The organism is Syntrophobacter fumaroxidans MPOB (assembly GCF_000014965.1).
GTDB lineage: Bacteria > Desulfobacterota > Syntrophobacteria > Syntrophobacterales > Syntrophobacteraceae > Syntrophobacter > Syntrophobacter fumaroxidans.
The window spans coordinates 3,254,476-3,273,486 of sequence record NC_008554.1 but is presented as its reverse complement, the minus strand read 5'-3'; the positions used below and the strand labels follow the sequence as shown (position 1 = coordinate 3,273,486).

The window sequence follows — 19,011 nt, the reverse complement described above, 5'->3', positions numbered from 1 at the left end:
ATGGTAATGGGAGAGTTCACTCAGGAAACGGATGTTCTGGTGATCGGCGCGGGACCGGGCGGATACGCCGCGGCGTTTCGGGCCGCCGACCTGGGGCTGGACGTGACGATGGTCGACACGGGCGACCGGCCCGGAGGCGTCTGCCTGTTTCGGGGCTGCATTCCTTCCAAGACGCTGCTTTACGTAACGGAGCTCCTGTACGACGTCGGTCGTGCGGCGGACATGGGGATCAGCCTGGGAGAACCGAAAATCGACCTGCCAAGGCTGCGGGAGTGGAAGAAGCAGGTCGTGGACAAGCTGGCCGGCGGCCTCGTGGAGCTTTGCCGAAGCCGGGGGGTGCAGTTCCTCCGGGGGCGCGCCGTGTTCGAGTCGTCGAGCTATGCGCGATTGCTGGAGGCGGAGATCAGCCGCATCAAGTTCAAGCATGCCGTCATCGCCACGGGCTCGCACGCCCGTTCCATCGCGGGAGCCGAATTCCGTGACGGCGGGCGAATCATGGATTCCACGGGCGCACTGGAGCTCACGGACATTCCGAAACGGCTGCTGGTGGTCGGAGGAGGGTATGTCGGCGTGGAGCTCGGATCGGTCTACGCTTCTCTGGGCAGCCGCGTGACCATGGTGGAAGCGGGTGAGCGCCTGATGGCGGGGGCCGACCAGGACCTGACGGCATTCCTGAGTCGCCGCTTGAGCGGTTTGTTCGAAGCCGTTCACGTGGACACTCGGATACAATCCCTTCGTGAATTCGACGACTGGGTGGAAGTGGAGTTGGAAGGCAAGGTCGACCAGCCTGCTCAGAGCTTCGACCGCGTGCTGATCGCCGTCGGGCGGGAGCCGAATTCCGGCGGTATCGGGCTTGAGAAAACCGGGGTCGAGGTGAACGAGCACGGCTTCATCGTGGTGGACGAACAGCGGCGGACAACCGACGGGAAAATCTATGCCGTTGGAGACGTGGCGGGGGGCGTCATGCTGGCCCACAAGGCCATGCACGAAGGCAAGGTTGCGGCGGAAGCGATCGCCGGGCAAAAGTCCGCATTCGACTACCAGGCCATTCCCGCGGTGGTCTATGCCGATCCCCAGTTGGCGTGGGTCGGGTTGACCGAGGAACAGGCGAGACGCGAGAATCGTCCCGTAAAGGTTTCCCGGTTCCCCTGGTCGGCTTCGGGCCGGGCCGCGACCATGGGGGTCCCGAGAGGCATGACCAAAGTGATCGTCGACCCCGACACGCAACGGGTCCTGGGGGTCGGCATCGTGGGCCGGGAAGCCGGCGAGATGATCGCCGAGGCGGTTCTTGCCCTGGAAATGGGAGCCCTTGCCGAAGACCTTGCCCTGAGCATGCATCCTCATCCGACGCTTTCGGAAAGCGAAGAGGAGGCAGCGGAGGCTTTCCTCGGGACCTCGACTCACATTCTGCCGCAGCGCAGATGATGGCGGCGGCTCGTTGCGGTCCGCGGAAACGAGGGCGGCAGCTTTCGCGCTTCGTTGTGAGCGTCCTGCTCACGTCCGTTTGCCGGAATAAAACATCGCGGCTTTCATTTTTTCAATGACCCGTTGGCCTATGCTTGGTCAAGGAGTGAACGTGAACGATCGGGACAGGGGCATTCCAATCCGGAAAACCGGATGCGCGCCGAACGGGCGGCCGGCGAAGCCCCCCCGCCCCTCCTGGCTGAGGGTCAGGATGCCGCACGGAAAGGCCTTCGAGGACCTCAAACGACTGATGCGCCTGAAAGCCCTCCACACCGTGTGCGAGGAGGCCGTTTGCCCGAACATGGCGGAGTGCTGGGGCGGCGGCACGGCCACGTTCCTGATACTGGGCAAAATCTGCACGCGAAGCTGCCGGTTCTGTGCGGTCCGGACGGGAAATCCGGCCCCTCTCTCCATGGATGACCGTGAACCCTTTGAAGTGGCGGAAGCGGCCGCTGCGATGCATTTGCGCCACGTGGTGATCACCTCGGTCTCCCGGGACGACCTCGATGACGGGGGCGCCGCCCGGTTCGCCGAAACCATCCGGAGTGTCCACGGGCGGGTTCGAGGGTGTACGGTCGAGGTGCTCGTTCCCGATTTCGGAGGAGACGTCGAAGCGTTGCGCAAGGTGGTCGACGCCCGCCCGGAAATCCTCGGGCACAACATCGAGACGGTTGAACGGCTGTACGGTTCGGTGCGGCCGCAGGCCGTGTACGGGAGATCCCTCGCGCTGCTGCGGAATGTGAAAAAGCTGTCTATGGAAGTGCTCACCAAGTCCGGGCTCATGGCGGGACTTGGCGAGACGCGGGACGAGCTCCTGGAGGCGATGGCGGACCTGCGCGAGGTCGGATGCGACATCCTGACCGTCGGCCAGTACCTGAGCCCATCCGCACGCCACTTTCCGGTGATTCGCTATTACACTCCCCGGGAGTTCCAGGAGCTCAAGGAATCCGCGCAAGCCATGGGGTTTGCCTGGGTGGAAAGCGGTCCCCTGGTGCGCAGCTCATACCATGCCGAACGGCAGGCGCGCACGCTGTGCCGCTGAACCGCAGGGCCGAGGGGCTCAGCCGGTTTTTCTCCGGCCGGTGCTTCTGGGGTTCCTGCCCCGGTAAGGCCCGGACCGCCTGGGGCGCTCCGCGGCAACGGGGGTGTGCGTCGGTTCGGGCAGAGTCTCCAGCATGTCCTCGTCCGGGTGTTCGCAGTGGATTTCGTGTCCGAGGTACTTCTCCAGGGCCGGGATCAGAAAAGAGTCGTCCTCGCTGGCGAAGCTCACGGATATACCGCTTGTTCCCGCGCGCCCGGTTCGACCGATCCTGTGCACGTAGTCCTCGGGATCCATGGGCATGTTGTAGTTGAACACGTGGCTCACGGCTTCCACGTGGAGCCCCCGGGCGGCCACGTCGGTCGCCACGAGCACCCGGATCTTTCCGTTCCGGAATTCCTCCAGGGTCTTGACCCGCTTTTTCTGGTCCACTTCCCCCGAGAGCAGGGCGCAGCTGATGCCGTAGCTCCCCAGGCGTTCCGTCAGCCTCCTGGCCTGGTCGCGACGGTTGGTGAAAACGATGACCCTGTCGAGATTCTGTCGCGTGATCATATTGAAGAGCAGGGTGAATTTCTCATCGATAGTGGTGATGAGCACGCGCTGGTTGACCGTGTCCACTGCGACTTGCTCGGGCTCGATCTCGACCGTCACGGGGTTCCGGGTCCACTGGGAGGCGAACCGGGTGACCTCGGCGGTCAGCGTGGCGCTGAACAGCATAGTCTGACGTTGCGCCTTGGGCGGCGTGTAGTGAATGATCCGCTGGACATCCGGGATGAAACCCATGTCGAGCATCCGGTCGGCCTCATCGATCACCAGGATTTCCACCTTACTGAGATGAAGATCGCCCTGCCGTTTGAAATCCAGCAACCGTCCGGGGGTAGCCACCACAATATCGATGACCTCACCGGTGAGGCGGCGCTTTTGCTTCTCGTAATCCATGCCGCCGAATATAGCCACGCTCTTGAACGGCGTGTGGCGGGACAGAAGGTGCGTTTCCTTCTCGATCTGCAGGGCAAGCTCTCGCGTCGGCGCCAGGACAAGGGCGCGGGGAGTTCCTTTCCGACGGCCTTCGGGCGCCGGGTTGCGCAGGAATTGGGTGAGCATGGTGATGATGAAGACCGCGGTTTTCCCGGTGCCCGTCTGAGCGCGGCCTGCCGCATCCAGCCCGTTGAGGGTGTGCGGCAGCAGGGCCGCCTGGATGGGCGTGCAGTAACGGAACTCGGCGTCGGCGATGCCGCGCAGGATCGGCGCGGGCAGATCGAGGTCGTGAAAGCGGGTCTTCCCTTCCTCGGGATCCACCTGAAATTGATCGATGTCCCAGGGCTCGGCCGCCTCCGGTTCGCGGCTTTCTTCAGGAGTTTCAACAGGGCCTGCTTCCAGTGGCGTTTCGGGAAGGGGTTTTCTCCCGGAGCGGCGGCCTTGCCTCCGGCGCGGGCGCCGCTTCTTCGGGCGCTCACCGGGTGCGGTGTCGTCGGCGACCGGTGCGGTTGCCGCAGTGTCGGATGAGGCGGCCGGTTCAGGCTCCGACACGGTCGGCGCGGTTTCCTCGCGTTCTTTGCGTTCTTCCTTGCTCCGCAGCCTGCGGGTGCAACCGAAGAGATTCGTAACCAGGGTGTATGCCAATAGCCGTTCCTTTTCCAGAAGATGTTTACCCCGCGAATATTTGCATCCGCGGGACTTTCGGAAGCGAACCAAAACCCACGATGAATTCTGGAACTAACTCCTATCTTTTACTAAATATATCTAATACTCGGTTTCGCCAACTTTTTTTATTATTCGTTTTGAGGGGCAGCATCCATGCGTCGGCACGAAAATCGGCCCGGGGAAAGAAACGCCGCGCCCTCACCCGGGGTCAATTGCATTCCATGCTTTTCCGGAATCTGATTCGGGGCCAGTCTTCCATGACGAATCCGAGCCGCCATTCGTTCGGCGCGAGGTAGGTCAGACGGTCCTCCCCATCCAAGGCCAGGCTGCCCCGGTTCTCCTTTTCAAATTCCTCCATGACGTTTCTGGAGTCAGATTCGACCCAGCGCGCCGCCGCGTATCCCGCCGGCTCATAGTCCGCATCGACGCCGTACTCGGTTCTCAGGCGGGCGACCGTGACATCGAACTGCAGAACGCCGACGGCGCCCAGGATGTAGTCCCTGGCCGCAAGAGGCCGGAACACCTGGACCGCACCTTCCTCCGTCAACTGAGCGAGTCCTTTCCGCAGTTGCTTGACCTTGAGGGGGTTCTTCAGAATGACCCGCCGGAAATGTTCCGGCGCGAAGCTGGGTATGCCCGTGAACCGCAGCGGCTCTTTTTCGGTGAAGGTATCGCCGATCTTGATGGTGCCGTGATTGTGGATGCCGATGATGTCACCGGGGTACGCCTCATCGATATTGGTGCGGTCCTGGGCGAGAAAGATGGTGGCGTTGGCGATGTTCATCTCCCTGCCGGCGCGATGGTGGATCACCTTCATCCCGCGCGTGTACTTTCCCGAGCAGATGCGCAGGAAGGCGATCCGGTCCCGGTGGGCGGGGTCCATGTTGGCTTGAATCTTGAACACGAATCCCGAAAACTGGTCTTCATAGGGGGACACTTCCCGGGAGACCGTCGGGCGGGCGTGAGGCGGGGGAGCCATCTGCACGAAAGCGTCCAGCAACTCGCGAACGCCGAAATTGTTGAGCGCGCTGCCGAAGAAAACCGGAGTCTGGTTGCCCCGCAGGTAATGCTCCTGTTCCAGGGGGTTCGCCGCTCCTTCGAGCAGCTCCACATCTTCCCTCAACTGGACGGCCTGGCGGCCGAGGAGCTCGTCCAGCGCCGCATCGGAGAGGTCGTCGAAGACCATGCCCCCATTGGTGCGGGTTTCCTGCCCGGGGGCGAAAAGATGGAGCTTCTTTCCGAGAAGATCGTAGACTCCTTTGAAGCTCTTCCCGGAACCGATCGGCCAGGACAGGGGAGTGCATTCGATCTGGAGCTTGTCCTCGATTTCTCCGAGCAGGGCGAGCGGCGATTGTCCTTCCCTGTCGAGCTTGTTGATGAAGGTGATGATGGGAGTGTTGCGCATGCGGCAGACTTCCATCAGTTTTTCGGTCTGAGGCTCCACGCCCTTGGCGCTGTCGATGACCATGAGGGCGCTGTCCACGGCGGTGAGCACCCGGTAGGTGTCTTCCGAAAAATCCTGGTGGCCGGGGGTGTCGAGCAAATTGATCTCGAAGTCCCGGTAATTGAACTTCATTACGGAAGTCGTCACGGATATGCCGCGCTCGCGTTCGATGGCCATCCAGTCGCTGGTGGCATGCCTGGAGGCCTTGCGCGCTTTGACCGCCCCCGCCAGTTGGATGGCTCCTCCGAACAGGAGCAGTTTTTCCGTAAGGGTCGTCTTTCCGGCATCGGGGTGGCTGATGATGCCGAAAGTCCGCCGCCGGTCGATTTCCTGTCTGTGCCGGTGATTCACTTCATAGACCTCGAATGGTCGCGATTGCGCCTGGTGCGCAATCGCATGTTCCCGGAAAGGGCACAATGAAAAGCCGGAATAACTGACCCTGGGAAGACGGGGATCAGCCGATTCCGGCTATTCCGAGCGACTGGGCTTCTTTCAAACCTGATAATATACTTTTTTCCTTCCATGGAATCAATAAATGCTTTTGAGGAAAACGCTCCACCAGGAAGAGACGCACGGGCAAAGCGCACGACCCCGCAATTCCCGCCCCCGCTTCCACCGGGATAAGGGTGCAAGGCAGTGTTCGATATCAACCGTGATGGCCCCGCACCCGCTCACGCCGGCATACCGGCACCGGGAATGTCCGGGAGCCGTCTAGCGCGGCGCCTGCGCTTTCACGAATTCCTCCACGGTGATGCACTCGACGTCGATGTTGCGCATGTCGGTGATGTTGGCGGCGGCGATTTCCGGCGTCCTGGCCGAAGTCGCATCGGTCAGCACGGTCACTGCGTAACCGTAGGCGACTCCATCGAACACCGTGGTTCGAATGCAGTTCGGGTACTGCGTTCCGCAGACCGCGATGCGGTCTAAGCCAAGCCTCCTCAACATGAAGTCCAGCTCGGTCAGCATGAACGCGCTGAACCGGTTCTTCACGATCCGATATTCGCCCGGCAGGGGGGTCAACTCGGCCACGATCTCGCATCCCCGGGTGCCGGGAACGCCGCACTTGTATTGTTCCATGAACCTCCCGTAGCGGAACGATTCGATGTCGCTGCCGTCTTCGCGGTATTCGCGCACGACGTGAAAGACGGGCCACTTGCGCTCTCTGAAGAACTCGAGCGCCCGAACGATTTCGGGGATGGTCGCGTAGGCTCCGTCGAGCGCGGTGGGGGAACCGGGCAGGACGAAGTCGTTTTGCATATCGACGATGATGAGTCCGAAACGCTGCGAATCCTTGTTCACGATGAGCTCCTTTCGGTGTGCCGATCATCCCGGCGTTCGGCGCGAACGGCGCCGGTGCTGCGGCGGCCGCGCTCGGGCACGATGAAGTGACGTCCTTGCACGCCACCGTATATCCTATCCGGCTGTCGGCTTCAATGCGTGATTGCGTGGCGACGGGACTCCCCGCAACGGGCCGGAATAAGGGAATATTGAGGCTGCCGGGCCAAAAGTGTGTTACACTCTAATCGGTGCTGAACAAGGTGACCGTTCCGGGCGGCGCTTGTCCTGCCTGCCCGCGGCATCCATGTCCGTGCGGGATGACCGCCCCGGGGAGATTTCCGGCGCAGGCGCGGATTCCTCTGCCGCCGAGTGCGACGGACGCGCGGGCGATGGTCGCCCCCGATTCCTGAAACCGCGGGGCCGTATTCCATGTACCTGACATCTTTCATTCACCGCCGAAACCTGCTCGACATCGCCGAGCGGTGGTTTTGCGGCAGGCCCGAGAAGACGGACGGCCTGGCCCTCACGGAAATCCTCATCTGCGACGGGTACGTTGCCGGGGTGACCCTGGAGGAACTGGCCCGGCGACTGATTGGAAAGATTTACCCCGAGCCGTTTGAAGCGAGGCGCATCCACCTCAAGGGGGAGCTCCGGGACGCCATTCTGAGGTGCCCGCGCGAGATGGGGCCGCGGGTGCAGGAGCTTTGCCGCGCGTACCGGAGCAATCCCGATTTCTACTATACCGATGCTCCCATCAACGGAGTCATGTGCCTGGACGGCAGTGGGCAGTTGGTGGGACTGTACCGGCTGAAACGACCCAAGAGAATCGCCGAGAAGGCCAACCGCCGGCTGGCCAACTGGATTTTCGAGTCGGTGCAGACCCGGGCGCGGCGGATGGCCGAGGAGCGGGCCGGAGAATATGGGATTCCCCTCGATCGTCTGCTCACGCCCGAGAGGGAAATGGTGCAGGAGTTCGTCCAGGCGGAGAGGGGCATTGCCAGGAGTTTCCAGGCAGGGGAAATCAAGTTCGACATGGACGCCCTGACCATCAACGACGTGGCCGGCATGAAGATCATTTGCGACGAGGAACGGTTGTCTCGCCTGCAGGCGGCCATTGCCGCGGAGAAGGACATCGAGGTTGTGGAGAGGGAGTATTTTCGAGGCAACTACAGGGCGGACAGCCTTATTCTGCGCGTCGGGTGGGACCGGGAACAGGTGGAGCGCCGATATCGGGATTCTCGCGCCTGGGAGAAATACCTGAACCGCGGGGTGCCCGAGGAAAGGCTGCGAGCCGGGATTGAACCCTTGTTCGAGGGCGGGGATCCGAGAATCAACGTGGAGCTGATTCTGACCACTTTTCCGGAAATGGTGGAATCGGAGCTCGGGCGCAGCATTCACGAGGAACGCATCATCGCGCAGAGGGACAACAAGGTGTACAAGGGATACATTCCCCTCAACGTCGAATTTTTGCTCGAGTATCTCTTTTCGGTGGGATTTTCGCCCGAAGTGAACATCGACCCGCCACCCATCAAGATGTGGGGAAGATACCTGCCGGATACGCTCACTTCTTACATTCGGCGGCTCTACCGCCTTCCCGAATACGATTTCTTCTTTTGATACCGGTCGCTCGAAGCCCGGGGCATCAGCCGTCGAGGATTTCTCTGAGCTTGCGGGACAATTCCGTCACGTTGAACGGCTTCTGAATAAACCCGTTGCAGCCGCGCGCCAGTATTGTCTCCGCCTGCCCGTTCAGGCTGTACCCGCTTGAAAGGACCACCTTCACGCCGGGCGACATCGCGCGCAGCTCGTCATAGGTGTCGCTTCCGCTCAATTCCGGCATGATCATGTCAAGAATCACCAGGTCGATGCAGCGGGCGGATTCCCGGAAGATGTCGAGCGCCTCCTCTCCGCTCATGGCGGTGAAAACCGTGTAGCCGAGCGTCTCGAGCATGCACTTGGTGGGCTCCAGGACGATATCCTGGTCGTCGACGAGGAGGATGGTCTCCGAGCCTTTCAGGGGGGCCTGCGCGGGTTGTGTCGTGCCCACGGGGGGCTTGGACGAAGCGGGGAGAAAGATCTTGAACGTCGTTCCGATGCCCGGTTCGCTGTGCACTTCCATGAAACCGCCGTGGTTCTTGATGATGGCATATGCGGAGGCGAGACCGAGACCGGTTCCCCTGCCCATTTCCTTCGTAGTGAAGAAGGGTTCGAAAACCCTTTCCCTGGTTTTAGGATCCATCCCGATCCCGGTGTCGGTCACCTCGATTTCCACGTACTCGCCCCGTTCCACGGCGTGAAGAGCCGCCGTGTCTTCATCGAGCTCCACGTTCCGGGATGCCGCGCGCAGCTCCCCTCCGCCGGGCATGGCGTGCCAGGCGTTCACATAGAGATTGAGCAGCACCTGTTCGATCTGCCCCCGGTCCACCTCCACCGCACGAAGATCCGCATCGAGATCCATGAGGATCGTGATTTCCTGCTTGGCCCGACCGAAGATGGTGGCGGTCGTTTCGAGGAGATCGTTCGCGTTGATGGGCTTGGTTTCATATTTCCCGCTGTAAGCGAAGCCGAGGAGTTGGCGGGTGAGCTCCGCGCCGCTTCGGACCTGGCTCTCTATGGCTTTGAGCTTGTCGTGGTAGGGATGGTTGCGGTCCATTTCAAAGAGCATGATGGAGGTGTAACCCTGGATGCCCATGAGGAGGTTGTTGAAGTCATGGGCGATTCCGCCCGCCAGCGTGCCGATGGCCTCCATCTTCTGGGATTGTCGCAGCCGTTCTTCAAGGGCCGCCCGCTCCTGCTCCTCCTGTTTGCGTTGCGAGACGTCGCGCGAGGACGAATGGAATTCGACCACGGCGCCTGTGGTTTGGTCGACGATCGGGCGGCCCCTGGCCTCAAGCCATGTGTACGCTCCGTCCTTGCGCCGGACTCGATACTCGACGTGGAAGGGCCGAAGGCTGGAAGCGGCGGCCTGAAATTCCCGCAAGACCCGGTCCAGATCCTCGGGATGAACGAAATCGAACGCGGAGAGTTCCTGCAGCTCCGCCGGTTCGTAACCCATCACGGAGCGGCAGGCTGGAGACACGTAAAGGGTGCGCCCGTCCGGCAAACGGCGGGAGATAATGTCCGTGGAGTTCTCGGCGAGCAGGCGGAAGCGGGCTTCGCTTTCGCGCAGGGCGTCTTCGGCGCGCTTGCGTTCCTCTTCTTCCTCGATGCTCCGCATCCCCAGGGCGAGGTCCCCTGCCACTTCGCGCAGGAGATCCAGCTCTTCGTCCGAAAAAGCGCCGGGGCAGTTGGCGTAGACGTTGAGCATTCCATAGAGTCGATCGCTGTTGATCATGGGCACCATGGCAAACGAAGCGTAGCCGCGGCGCAGGGCGTCGGCGCGGTAGGCGCCGCAGGCCGGATCCCGGGCGACGTCCTGGCACACCAGCGTCGGGCAGGTGCCGGGTGGGTGTGCCTTCGCCTTTTCCGGGGCACCCTCGGGGCTCCAGCCCATCGTGACCTGCTCAAGAGTGCCGGCTCCCTGTCCGGCATGGGCCACCGGAACCAGACTCAACCCGTCTTCCCCGGTCCGTCCGATCCAGACCATGACGTAACCTCGCGTTCGGACCAGGATTTGGCATGCTTCTTCCAAAAGCCGTTCTCGGTTGCGCTCCCGTGTGATGAGTTGATCCACGTCCCGGATCGCCCGCAGGACCTGGTTGATGTGCCGTATTTTCCGGTCGGTTTCATGTTTGTAGAGCGCCATTTCCAGGCCGGCGCACAACTCACGGTCCCGCACCGGCTTGGTAAGGTAGGCGTATGGCTGCGTGGCCCTGGCCTGCCGCAGGAGCTCATGGTCGGTGTAGGCGGTCAGGTAGATAACGGGGATGTCGAGCCTGGAGCGTATCTTGTCCGCGGCTTCGATGCCGTTCATATCGCCCATCAGCCGGATGTCCATGAGCACGATGGCGGGGCTGAGCACGGGGGCCCTTTCCACGGCGTCTTCACCGGTTGCGACCATTCCCACCACCGAGTAGCCCGACTGCACCAGGATCCGTTCCAAATGAGACGCCACAATGGCATCATCCTCGACGATCATTACCTTAGCCGCGTCCATTCAGAAACTCCCTCCTCTTCCTTTCCGTGAAGGTAACGGTAAAGGTCGTTCCCGGCGGGCCTTCCACTGAGATGGTTCCGCCGAGCTGGTGGGTGGCCCAGAGGTTGACGAGCCGCAGACCCAGGGAGCGGGCTTCGCGCCAGCGCAATTCCGGGGGGAGGCCCACGCCGTTGTCGCTGACCCTGAGCGTGTACCGGCCGTCTTCTTTATGGAGTGCGACACGAACTTCGCCTCGTTCGTGTTTTTCCGGCGGGAACGCATGTTTCAGGGCGTTCGTCACGAGCTCGTTCACGATCAGCCCGCACGGCATCCCGATCTCCACGTCGAGCCATATCTTCCCCGGCTCCACGGCGACCGGGATGTCGCGTCCGGCTCCGAAGGCCTGCACCAGGTTCGAACCGAGATCGCTCAGGTACTGCACCATCTCGATGTGAGCCAGGTTGTCCGACTGGTACAACTGTTCGTAGACGAGAGCCATGGTGCGCGCGCGTTCTTCCAGTTCTTTCAGAAACTGATAGACCTGCGGGTCCCGGGTCTGGTCGGTCTCGCTGTCGATGAGGTAGATGATGGCCTGCAGGTTGTTCTTGACCCGGTGATGCACCTCGCGAAGGAGAACCTCCTTCTCCTCCAGCGCGGCCTTGATCTGCTGTTCCGCCTGCTTGCTTTCGGTGATGTCGATGCCGGTTCCGAGGGTCGCGGGCCTTCCGCGGTATTCGATCAGGGTGGCGCTCACATCGACCCATTTTGCTTTACCGTCCTTCGTCAGGATGACGGCTTCGTAACGAGTGGGTTCGTTCTCCCCGCGCCAGCGGGCATAGCCCCGGTCTCTGATCGTCTGGCGCAGATCCGGATGGGCGATTTCCCAGAATTTCAGTCGGGTCAGATCTTCCTTGTCGTATCCGGACAGCCTTTGGAATGTCGCATTGGCGTAAACGAACAAATCGTCCTGGGTAATGAAAACGGCCGCGGCGGAATTTTCGCTGAGGGTCCTGAACTTGGTTTCCGACTCGAGGAGAGCCGCTTCCGCCTCCCGCCTCGCGGTCACGTCGCGGGTCGCGATCACGGCGAACAGCGGGTTCCCCTCCGAATCGTACACGAAATTGGCGGTGCTCCGGAGCCACAGGTACTGCCCGTTTGCATGTCTACTGCGGTATTCGGTTTCCCGCGCTTGGCCCATCTGGAAACCTTTCCTGAATCGTTCCATGATTTCCCGGCGGTCGTCGGGGTGGATCTGTTCGAACACGGACGTTCCGAGCAGGGCGTTCCCATCGTAGCCCAGGATGCGCTGGAACGACGGGCTGGTATAAAGGTACCTGCCCATGGGATCGGCCTGGCAGACGAGATCCCCCATGTTCTCGGTGATGAGGCGAAATCGTTCCTCGCTGCTGCGCAACGCTTCCTCGGCAGTTTTGTAGGCCGTCATGTCCCGCGAGGCGGACAGCCGCAGGCGGCGGCCCCCGATCAGGGTCGACCTGGCTCGAACCTCGACCGGGAAGGTGGAACCGTCCTTTCGCAACGCATTGAACTCGTAGGGTCCCGTTTCGTCCAATGCCTGCGCGCGCGCCACCCGATCCCGGGATTCCGGCGAGACGAATTCCAGGACATTTCTGCCGAGAAGCTCGTTGCGATCGCATGCGTGCATGTTCGCGAACTGCTCGGTGAGGTCCACAAGGATGCCGTTATCGGTCAGCGCGATCCCTTCGAAAGAGGCTTCGGCGAGGGTCTTGAACCGCTGTTCGCTCTCATGAAGCGCGGCTTCCGCGCGCTTGCGCTCGGTCGTGTCCTTGAAAACCGCCAGGATCGCGTCTTCCAGCAGCGTGTTCATGATCTCGACCGTTCGGACGGACCCGTCCTTGCAGGTCACGTTGCATTCAGTGGGGCGCATCTTAGTCCCATCGGACCTGGCGGCCGCGATCCGCGCTCTCCACCGCGCCTCCGCTTCCTTCCGGAAAGGTTCGTCGGGGTAGGCGCGGCGGAACCACTCCTCCGCAGTGGGGATATCTTCCATCCGGTAGCCGAAGAGATCGATGAACGCCTGGTTCACAAACTCCACGCGGCACTCTTTGTCCGCCCAGCATATGGGGATGGGCGAATCCTCGATGATCCTTTTCAGCTTGTTCTCGCTGCGGGCCAGCGCGGCTTCCGCTCTTTTGCGTTCCGTGATGTCGCGGGCGCTTCCCACCGTGCCCATCACTCGCCCCGATTTGTCGAAAACCGGGGTCTTGATCGTGTCGAACCACCTGGTCTCTCCGCCCGGCATTTCAAAGCTTTCTTCAAGGTGCCCGCGGACGCGGGATGCAATGACGTCCTCGTCGTTTGTCCTTATTCTGTCCGCAATGTTCGCCGGGAACAGGTCGTAGCCGGTCTTCCCCAAAACCGCTCCGGGTTCCCAGCGGAAGGCCAGGCGAAAGGACTCGTTATAGGCGAGAACCCGCCCTTGCAGGTCCTTCATCCAGACGAAGTCGGTGATGTTGTCGAAGAGGGCTTTTTGCCATCGCTGTCCTTCGATGAGGGATTTCTCCGCCTTCTTGCGGGCTGCGATGTTGACCGCGAGAAGCACGACGATACAAGCCAGGAGGAGAAACGCCGCGATTCCCGTGCGGAGGAAGGTCTTGTCGACCATGTAGAAGGGACTCGGCTTGTTGGTGATGACGCGGTCCAAGGGGAGCCTGTCCTCGGAGATCCGGAAGCGGGAGAGCTCGTTCAGATCGAAGATGTATTGATTGGCCGATGTGGAATGTACGACGGGAATCTTATCCGGGTCCTCGCCTTTCAGTATTCGCGCGGCCAAGCCTCCGGCAAGCCTGCCTTGCATGCGTCCCGTCACCATTTTGCCCCCGAGGGTCCCATGGTGGTATACGTCCCAGAGGGTGTAAAGGGGGACGGACGAACGGGCGTGGATGAAGCCGGTCGTTTCCCCAAATCCAAGCATTCGGCCGTCCGGTTCGGCGATGATCCCGTTGATGACCACGATGGTGTCCGGACCCAAAAGAGGCAGGCGCTTCGCCAGTTCGTCGGTGTCAACGGCGTCCCAGAAATCGAATTCCAACCGTTCGTAGCCGGTGCGGACCTGCTCGACGAAAGCTTCCCGGTTGGCCCTGTCCGCCGTTATGGTGGTGAGCCCGATGACGACGATCCGCTTCAGGCCGGGATGCAGTTCAAGGGCTATGTCGAGGGTCTCGCCAACCGAAACGTCCTCGGCGATTCCGGTCATCCCGGTGACACCGGCGAGCATGGACTGGGTGAAATTGTTGACGCCGCAGAAAACCACGGGCACGGTCGGGAAGAGCTGCGTTCTGTTTGCCCGGACAAAAGCGAAGGCATCGTTGTCCGACGTGAGCACGATGTCGAAACTCCGCCCCCGCAGCTTATAGGTGAGAAGGCTCTTCAACCTGTCGTGATAGTCGGCCCCGGAATAGTGTCTTGTGTCCATGAATTCCAGTTGGAAGCTGACGGGGCCGTACTGCTCGCTCAAGGCCTCCCTCATCCCTTTCTCGATTTCAGAGGTCCAGTTGGTGTTCGAATTGTAGGAATGGATCACCAGGATCCTGGGGGTGTCCACGGCGGCGAAGGCTGAAAAAAGCGGGACGGAGAAGGAAAGAAGCAGGGCGAACGCAATCCCGGCCGAAAAGGAGACGGCCCCTTGACCGACGGTGGACTTCGAGCGGGCTCTCAACGTACCAGAGTAAGGACGTCCACCAGGATGCAGGCAGCCAATCCAACTCAACAAAAAACCCCAATGTTGTGGTCGGTTAGGTCATTATAAAGTAGATTGTGAAGGTAAGAGCAATTCTTAAGCAATCCTGATGCTTTTGCAAGAAAAAAATTGAGTGTCACTAAAAGGCTCGAAGGGGAACAGGACGAGATTTCTCCTATGACGATGCCGGGGCGTCACCGCTCCCCGGCGATCCTGCCGGCGGTTGCGTCGCGCGGGTTGGCGTGCTTTCCGGCATCCGCGAGGGAACACCCGGTTTCCCGGGCCGCCTTTTCCCGACTGCGGCACGAGACATGAAAACCGCGTTGGAACCGGAAGCATCAGGCCGGAGGGCACGGAGCCCCGCTCCTGAAAATGTGCGGATCCGAGACGGGGCAGAGTTTACCCGGCCCGTCGCATCTTCCGCTGGTCCCTTCATCGGGCGGTCTTGAATCCGGATCGACATCAAATGAGCCTGCGGTCCAGCGACCGGTACTGGATGGCTTCAAGCAGGTGGGGCGAGGCGATCTCCGCCTGGCGCTCCAGGTCGGCGATGGTGCGGGCGACTTTCAGGATGCGATGGTAGGCGCGGGCCGAGAGCCCCAGCCGATGCACCGCCTGCTCGAGCAGCCTGTGTCCCGAGGCGTCGATCCGGCAGTACTTCTTGACGTGCTTTGGCTTCATCAGCGCATTGGAATAGATCGAATCCCCCGAGAAGCGCTCGACCTGGAGTGTCCTGGCCTCGGTCACGCGCCTGCGGATGCTCGACGACGCTTCGGCTTTCTGAGTGGAGCTCAGGTCCCGGTAACGCACCGCGGGAACTTCGATGTGCAGGTCGATCCGGTCAAGAATCGGGCCGGAGATCCTTCCCCGATAACGCTGCACGACCTGGGTCGAGCAAGTGCACGGGCGCGTCGAATCCCCGCTGTAGCCGCAGGGACATGGGTTCATGGCGGCGATCAGCATGAACCGGGCCGGATAGGTGAGCGAGATTGCGGCGCGGGCGATGGTGACGCGCCCGTCTTCGATGGGCTGCCGCAGGAGGTCCAGGATGTTGCGCCGAAATTCCGGGAATTCATCCAGGAACAGGACCCCGTTGTGAGCGAGGCTCACCTCGCCCGGCCGCGGAATGTGGCCGCCGCCGACCAGGCCGGCGTCGGAGATGCTGTGGTGAGGTGCCCGGAAAGGCCGCCGCACCATGAGCGGCTGATTCTCCAGCAAACCCGCCACGCTGAAAATCTTCGACGTTTCCAGGGCTTCCTCGAAGCCGAGCGGCGGGAGGATTCCCGAAACGCGCTGGGCGAGCATCGTCTTGCCCGATCCCGGAGGACCGATCAGCAGAACGTTGTGCCCGCCCGCCGCGGCGACTTCGAGGCCGCGCTTGGCGTGCTCCTGTCCCTTGACGTCCTCGAAGTCCGGCTCCTCGACGTCCTGAACGCCCAAGAGGTGTTCCCGGTCCACCCTGGTCGGCTCGATATCGTGCCTGCCGTTGAGATACTCCACCACTTCGGAAAGATGATTCACCGGCACAACGTGAAGCTCGTCCGTGACCGCGGCTTCAGGCGCGCTGTCCGAAGGCAGGATCAACTCGGTGTAGCCGCTCGCCCGCGCCTGGATCGCCATGGAAAGACCCCCCGCCACCGGCTTCACCCTGCCGTCCAGGGACAGTTCCCCGACCAGAACGGCTTTCTCGGCCCGGGACGGCGCGATGGCCCCCGTTGCGGCCAGGATGCCGACGGCAATGGGCAGATCGAATCCCGCCCCTTCCTTTTTGAGGTGGGCGGGAGCCAGGTTCACCGTGATCCGCTCGCGAGGGAACGAGTAACCGCTGTTCTGCAGGGCCGTCTTGACCCGGTCCTTGCTCTCGCGGACGATGTTGTCGGGAAGGCCCACGGTGGAGAAGCAGGGCAGTCCCGAGGACAAATCCACCTCCACCTCCACCAGGATCGCATCGATGCCCAGAAGACTGCACGTGTAGGTTTTCGCGATCATGGCCGGGAGCGGTTCCCTCCGTAGCGGGGTGCAAAGGGTGAATGCATGCCTGAAACCGGCCGGAAACGATAAATGGCCGGTTTCCGGCAAACGATGGGATCCCGTCGCCGCCCGCCTGGAAACGAAAAAGGACGGCAGGCGGACATGTTCTACGAGCTGGTAGCGGTAATTAGCGATATACACGCTGCCGTAATTGGATGCGCACCATCGAGAGCGGAAACGAGTCATCTGAGCCGATTTAGATCATCGATACACTCTCAATGCGAAAATGTCTACGACGCTATATATAATGACAACCCTTTCAAGTGCATCTATAAATCCAATGCTTCTTCGGAATCCTGTGCTTAATCGTGGAATAGGTTATGTAAAAACTTTGAAATTCGTACCTTTATATCTGTTGAGGATGGGCTTGGCCACCGAACCAAGCCCGCCCAGGCAAATCGTAAGTAAAGACCAATTCGTTCGTCTGGTGTTAACCCGGACAGCGAACAAAAGCGTATAGTCTTGGATGTGGAATTGCCTAGCCATCTTTGCGCCCACCATCCGGCAATCTTTTGTCAAAACCATGCTCGATGGAGCACTCCTGCAAAGCATTGCCGCCCACTTACAAGCGCACTCCCAAAATGTGTTTCAAGATGAACATTTCATTTCACCTCCTCGATGGACATTTTGGAGCGAATAAGATGATATATGAAATTTCCGTGGGCGCAAGTTCATTTCTTTCTTCAAAAGGATGAGATTTCAAGGATGCGAGGAGCCCGGACAACGAGCGAATTGTGCAGGTCTGAAAACAGTGGGGCAGCCTGGCCTGTCCCATCTCCTCCCGGTCTGCCGGGCTGTTCCGAGCTGGTTCTCGCCGTCGTGAGAAATACTGTCGGGAGGTCCTCGCCGCCTGTTGTTTCCCTTGCATTTTTTTTCGGGGTGTCGGAGAATTCGATGGGCGATGAGAGCGCCCCAACTCCCTTTTTGGACGGGATCCCGCCCCGGAAAGGGCCTCGGGATTCATCGGCAGTCCGGTCGGGACATCCGGCGGGCCTGCTGGAATCCTTCTGCTTGGCCGAGAATGCATTCAGAAACCCTATCCGGTCCCACGATCAATCGGTTTTTGAGCGAGCGGTCTGCAAATTCCGAACCTCGAGGCGGGCGGGGGACCTGAACATTCCTTCGTTTTCCAACACCGTGTGATTTCATACCGGCGGAGTTCCGTTATCCGCTGCCAGACGGGAAACAAGCCGTCTTTGAATGCGTCTGCGTTTTTATGATGCGGCACCGCCTGTCGCTGTCGAAGGCGGCCGCGTTCAATGGATGGAGAAGGTGTTGTCCGGGGTTGAAAGGGGAAGGCACTTGAAACGAAAGGAGAGGTCATCATGGTCGGGAGAAGATGGAGCCTGCTGCTGTCACTCGTGTTTGTTTTCAGTTTTGTCGATCAATCAATGGCGGCCTATACACTCGATTACTTTTTTGTTCAACACAGGGTCTACGAAGACGGAAGAAACCTTAACAGAATAGCGTTTGGCATAAAGAACGCAAGAGGTCAATACGTCGCGACGGATCAGCTCAAGTCGATTACACTCACCGATCCCCTGGGACATGCGGTGCCCTTGACAAAAGCTGATCTCAAGTTTGCCAAATACGGTGAGCTGGACGGCGAGTATGACGGAAAGAACGGCGTGTTCCTGTATGGAAAGTTGTATACGGCGAGCAACTATTGGGGCGAGGTGCCCGGAAAGCTCATCATCGGCACCTATCATCTGTCGGTAAGGTATGCGACCAGCGTGTGCAATATGGACTTCAATTTTGAAGGCGCGGTGAAATTGCCCGTTACTGAGGCATCTTCCATCAAGTCTTCGGTGGACGGGTACGGCAATCTGACCGCCACATGGGATGTTCCCATGGTCCTGTGCAGAACAAAGCCCACCCTGCAGACTTCCGTTCGAGCCTACATTGACGTCTATCAAGACGCCGCATGGAAGGGAGAGCTTTACGTCCGCATCCCCACCCACATGGGGCGTTTATTTGTTCCCAAAGCCCTGGTGGACCGGTTGAGGAGCACCGGCAACACGTACTACATGGCCATTCAATTGCGCACCAACAACAACTGCAATCGAACCTATTCCCTCTCGAAAAGGATTTCCCTGGCCGTTGGAGGGGAAGATTCGGGCATAGCCGGCGAGGAATTCGCGGAAGGGGGGGAAAGGTAAGGAACACGCATTTTGTGCCGTGCTTTCCGTGATACAATTTTGCGTGCAAGATGAGTGCATTGGGGGGAGGGCATAAAGCCTTCCCCTTGCTGTGTCTGACGGGCACATCGGTGCGTACAAGGAGGCGGGCTTTATCCCGCCCGCGTCACCTCCCGACGG

Annotated in this window: 10 protein-coding genes; 4 read left to right on the top strand and 6 right to left on the bottom strand. The window is 60.6% G+C overall.

What is annotated here, in order from left to right; genetic code table 11:
• Together lpdA and lipA are read left to right on the top strand one after the other, a co-directional pair.
• Entirely contained in the window at positions 1-1,425 is a 1,425-nt protein-coding gene (gene lpdA, locus SFUM_RS13720; protein WP_011699490.1) for a dihydrolipoyl dehydrogenase, read from the top strand.
• A gap of 178 nt (positions 1,426-1,603) precedes the next feature.
• A complete protein-coding gene (gene lipA / locus SFUM_RS13715) occupies positions 1,604-2,506 on the top strand; it encodes a lipoyl synthase (protein WP_353743169.1) in 903 nt (300 codons plus the stop codon).
• 18 nt (positions 2,507-2,524) lie between these two features.
• Here lipA and SFUM_RS13710 read toward each other — a convergent pair whose 3' ends face one another.
• The 3 genes from SFUM_RS13710 to SFUM_RS13700 all read right to left on the bottom strand — a co-directional run bounded on the left by SFUM_RS13710 (position 2,525) and on the right by SFUM_RS13700 (position 6,890).
• Complete coding sequence (locus SFUM_RS13710; protein WP_011699488.1) at positions 2,525-4,126, bottom strand: DEAD/DEAH box helicase; 1,602 nt, start codon at positions 4,124-4,126, stop codon at positions 2,525-2,527.
• A gap of 229 nt (positions 4,127-4,355) precedes the next feature.
• On the bottom strand, positions 4,356-5,942 hold the full coding sequence (locus SFUM_RS13705) for a peptide chain release factor 3 (RefSeq protein WP_011699487.1): 1,587 nt from the start codon (positions 5,940-5,942) through the stop codon (positions 4,356-4,358).
• 360 nt (positions 5,943-6,302) lie between these two features.
• A complete protein-coding gene (locus tag SFUM_RS13700; RefSeq protein ID WP_011699486.1) occupies positions 6,303-6,890 on the bottom strand; it encodes a cysteine hydrolase family protein in 588 nt (195 codons plus the stop codon).
• A gap of 408 nt (positions 6,891-7,298) precedes the next feature.
• Here SFUM_RS13700 and SFUM_RS13695 point away from each other — a divergent pair, with 408 nt between their 5' ends.
• Positions 7,299-8,486: a hypothetical protein gene (locus SFUM_RS13695; protein WP_011699485.1), complete on the top strand. Its 1,188-nt coding sequence runs from the start codon at positions 7,299-7,301 to the stop codon at positions 8,484-8,486.
• A 25-nt stretch (positions 8,487-8,511) separates the two neighbouring features.
• Here the strand turns inward: SFUM_RS13695 and SFUM_RS21885 are convergent, their stop codons facing one another.
• The 3 genes from SFUM_RS21885 to SFUM_RS13680 all read right to left on the bottom strand — a co-directional run bounded on the left by SFUM_RS21885 (position 8,512) and on the right by SFUM_RS13680 (position 16,651).
• Positions 8,512-10,965, bottom strand: a complete 2,454-nt coding sequence (locus SFUM_RS21885) for a response regulator (protein ID WP_011699484.1) — start codon at positions 10,963-10,965, stop codon at positions 8,512-8,514.
• Positions 10,952-14,692: a PAS domain S-box protein gene (locus SFUM_RS13685; protein WP_011699483.1), complete on the bottom strand. Its 3,741-nt coding sequence runs from the start codon at positions 14,690-14,692 to the stop codon at positions 10,952-10,954. The genes SFUM_RS21885 and SFUM_RS13685 overlap by 14 nt, the downstream gene beginning before the upstream one ends.
• A 432-nt stretch (positions 14,693-15,124) precedes the next feature.
• Positions 15,125-16,651 carry a YifB family Mg chelatase-like AAA ATPase gene (locus tag SFUM_RS13680; RefSeq protein ID WP_011699482.1) on the bottom strand — a complete coding sequence of 509 codons (1,527 nt, stop codon included), beginning with the start codon at positions 16,649-16,651 and terminating at the stop codon, positions 15,125-15,127.
• A gap of 1,367 nt (positions 16,652-18,018) precedes the next feature.
• Between SFUM_RS13680 and SFUM_RS13665 the strand changes: the two genes are divergently transcribed.
• On the top strand, positions 18,019-18,852 hold the full coding sequence (locus SFUM_RS13665; RefSeq protein ID WP_011699480.1) for a hypothetical protein: 834 nt from the start codon (positions 18,019-18,021) through the stop codon (positions 18,850-18,852).
• Positions 18,853-19,011 lie beyond the last annotated feature (159 nt).